Below are 2,861 nucleotides of genomic sequence, written 5' to 3' on the forward strand. Positions count from 1 at the left end.
TACGAGAAACTCGCCACCCGCTACCTGGCCGTCATCCAGATCGCCGCCATCGACCAATGGCTCTGACCCAACAACTACTTCGAGACACTGCCTAGTGGCTGACCGGTTTTCCCCGACACGGCGACGAGCTGCGCGCCGATGTGGGCACTTTGCACGACCACCACGCGCGTACAAACGTAGACTGGGCCGGCGAGAATGACTGTTGTATACGGGCCCCCAGGTTTGGCGAACCCCACTGCGGGCGAGTAGCCGCTGGCCAGGCCGCACCTGGTTTGGCTGGCGACGATCTGGACGGCGACACCAGCTGGTGTGACAGGTGCCAGGTCTGGCGGTAGCGCGAATGTCTCGGTCGTGGCGCTGATGCCCGCGGTGCCGATCGCGGTCGCGACGAGGGTGGCGGGGTTCTTGGGGTCGGGAGTCACCGTGTAGAGGCTGAGAATGCCGCCGGGGGCAAGACCCGAGACGTAGATCTGCGCTACCTGTGGGCAGATGTCGTCTTGGACGGTCGGGGTTGGTGGTGGGGTGGCCGGGTCGACGGGGACGACGGTGTCGGGGCTGGTCATGTTCAACCGCGGGAACGTTTGGCGTGCAACGAGTTTGCCTTGCTGGAACGGCGGCGCGCCCCACGCGACGTACGCGTGGGCGACGTTGTGCCAGACCGCGCTGGTGCCTTCGTTGTCGATCAGCAGATCAGCGGACGGGATGGCGCTGGTGACGGTGATGCTCGACTCGCAGGCGTGGACCGGTGTCGCGATGCCCGGTGCTTCTACCTGCTCGCGGCCTAGTGAGGTGATCGGCAGGCTGTTCACGGCTGGGCTCAGGATGCTGTCGAGGTCCTGTCGTACGGTGATCGGCGTGCCCGCGGCGAGGGTCGCTTCGGGCGCGATGTTGACCCAACTGGTGGTGTCGGTTGCGATCGCATGCCCGACCACCGTGCCGTTGTTCCGGAGTTCGACGTTGGCGCCGGGCACCAGGCCAGCGAGCTGAACAGCGGACATCGCCGTCGACAACGGGGAGATGAACACTGCCGGCGGCAGTGGGTTAGGCACCGCGACGACGGCAACCCCCTGCGGTGACGCCGCGCTTGTGCCGTCCGGGGACTTCTGGGTCGCGGTAACGATGTGCCCCAGAGTGGGTGCTATGTCGACCGGAACCCACGTGGTGCCATTGGCGGAAGCGGTGATCAATCCGATCCGGGCACCGCCGACAAGTAGTTCGATCTCGGCTCCCACCAAGACTCCGGTGACCTTCACGAGGGGGGACGAGGGCGTGATCGGACCGTGAACCACAGGAGGTAAGGGGAGAGGCATCGCAGACTCCTTGCTCAGGGGCCGAATGACAGCGAGCGTCAATCAAACGCACCCCGTTCGATCCGAAACTATGCCTGAGCACAACGTTTCAACTTCGCAGGTGGCGAGGCTGTCTCACGGATTGCGTCATCAAACTGTTGAGCAGCGGCCTGCCCCCTACCATGGACTACCTGCGTGACCACTTCGATTGATCAGGCCGAGGCATGTCTCCTGGCACAACTGCCTCTGCATTGCATGAGCAGCGCGAACCTCTCAGGGATGCTCGACGATCCGGCGGATATCGTTTGTTGGTTTAGCTTGCTGGGTGAGGACCTGGGGGCAGCGTTTACAGATCGCTGGGCCTTCCTGCCGGAACCAGCGGCAGTGCCGACGGATCGAGCAGTGCGGAAGTTCAGCGGCGACCTCATCGAGATGTTGCACGCTCCCGACGGCGATCTGGCAGGAATCGTTCTGGAAGTGAGTACAGCTCTCGCGGCAACGACCAGCGAAACGGAAGACTTGCGTGGGTGTCAGCGGTGCAGCAGCCTCAAGGATTTCATCCGTGACCGGCTCCGGGCGGGATGTAGGCACGATTCGAAGAGCGCCGGACACTACCTCCGCGACGCCGATCAAAACAGACTCACCAGGCTCCGCAGACGCACTGGGGCACAGCAGTTGCTCGCTTCGCTGCGAGTGGTTTGGCCCCCTGTCAGGGTTCATATCGCTGAATGTCGGTGACGCCGAATTGCCCTCGATCGGTTTCCCTCACCTGCACCTGCAGTAGTTCGGCTCGATCCTCAATCCAAATGCCGATGATCAAAGTGCCTGGGCCGAGCTCATCAGCGCCATGCGCCTTCAGGAATTCCTTAACCCCCGCCAAGGCATTCCCACCGAGCTGAGCGACCGCCTCGGGACTGAGCGAGCGTCGGTCGTGAACCATGTAGAGCCCCCTAATCGCCGGAGGAACGACAGATTTCACGACCCTACACCATCGACCAGCACTGATAGAGGAAAAGTATTAAACCTCGATCTAACGCAGCCACTAGCGAGGTGGTCGCGGCACGTGTGAAGACGACTTCGGTAATCCGCGCAGAGGACTTCGAACATCGACATACGCCCGCGTCTCGACCACCCACCAAGACCTCGAACGCCAACTGGTCGCACTCGGCGAGCACGGCATCCCGAACGAACGGATCTATGCGGACAAGAAGACCGGTGCCACGATCGACCGGCCCCAGCTGGCCGAACTGCTGCGCTACGCGCGAGCGGGGGACACGATCGTGGCGACCAACCTCGATCGGCTGGGACGCAATCTGCGGGAATGCCTGAACGTGGTGCACGAACTACGGGAGCAGGGCATCGGGATCAAGACACTGCGTGACCCGATCCCGATCGACACCACCGACGACTCCCCGATGGCCGAACTCGCCGTCGCGCTGCTGGCGCTGTTCGCGCACATGGAGCGGGTGTTCATGCGCGGCACGCCCAGCCGCTGTCAGACTCACCCCGTGGTTGCCCCGGACCAGCAGCGCGATCCCGAACTCGCCCTCCAGCGCGCGCAGAGCGTGGCTG

3 protein-coding genes and 1 pseudogene are annotated in these 2,861 nt (G+C 63.5%); 1 reads left to right on the plus strand and 3 read right to left on the minus strand.

Going from position 1 to position 2,861, the window contains the following annotated elements; all coding sequences use genetic code 11:
* Nucleotides 1-74 precede the first annotated feature (74 nt).
* Both ACIA5H_RS37680 and ACIA5H_RS37685 read right to left on the minus strand, forming a co-directional pair.
* A complete protein-coding gene (locus tag ACIA5H_RS37680; protein ID WP_397081133.1) occupies nt 75-1,232 on the minus strand; it encodes a hypothetical protein in 1,158 nt (385 codons plus the stop codon).
* Between the two features lie 766 nt (nt 1,233-1,998).
* Nucleotides 1,999-2,268, minus strand: coding sequence for a hypothetical protein (locus tag ACIA5H_RS37685; RefSeq protein WP_397081135.1), 270 nt, complete (start codon nt 2,266-2,268; stop codon nt 1,999-2,001).
* Nucleotides 2,269-2,443: 175 nt separating this feature from the next.
* Between ACIA5H_RS37685 and ACIA5H_RS37690 the strand changes: the two are divergent.
* Nucleotides 2,444-2,701: pseudogene (locus ACIA5H_RS37690) on the plus strand (recombinase family protein); the annotation flags it as partial.
* Here ACIA5H_RS37690 and ACIA5H_RS37695 read toward each other — a convergent pair.
* Complete coding sequence (locus ACIA5H_RS37695; RefSeq protein WP_397081137.1) at nt 2,633-2,851, minus strand: hypothetical protein; 219 nt, start codon at nt 2,849-2,851, stop codon at nt 2,633-2,635. The pseudogene ACIA5H_RS37690 and the gene ACIA5H_RS37695 overlap by 69 nt on opposite strands.
* Nucleotides 2,852-2,861 lie beyond the last annotated feature (10 nt).

Origin of the sequence: Nocardia sp. NPDC051900, from assembly GCF_044452545.1 — a bacterium.
GTDB lineage: Bacteria > Actinomycetota > Actinomycetes > Mycobacteriales > Mycobacteriaceae > Nocardia > Nocardia sichangensis.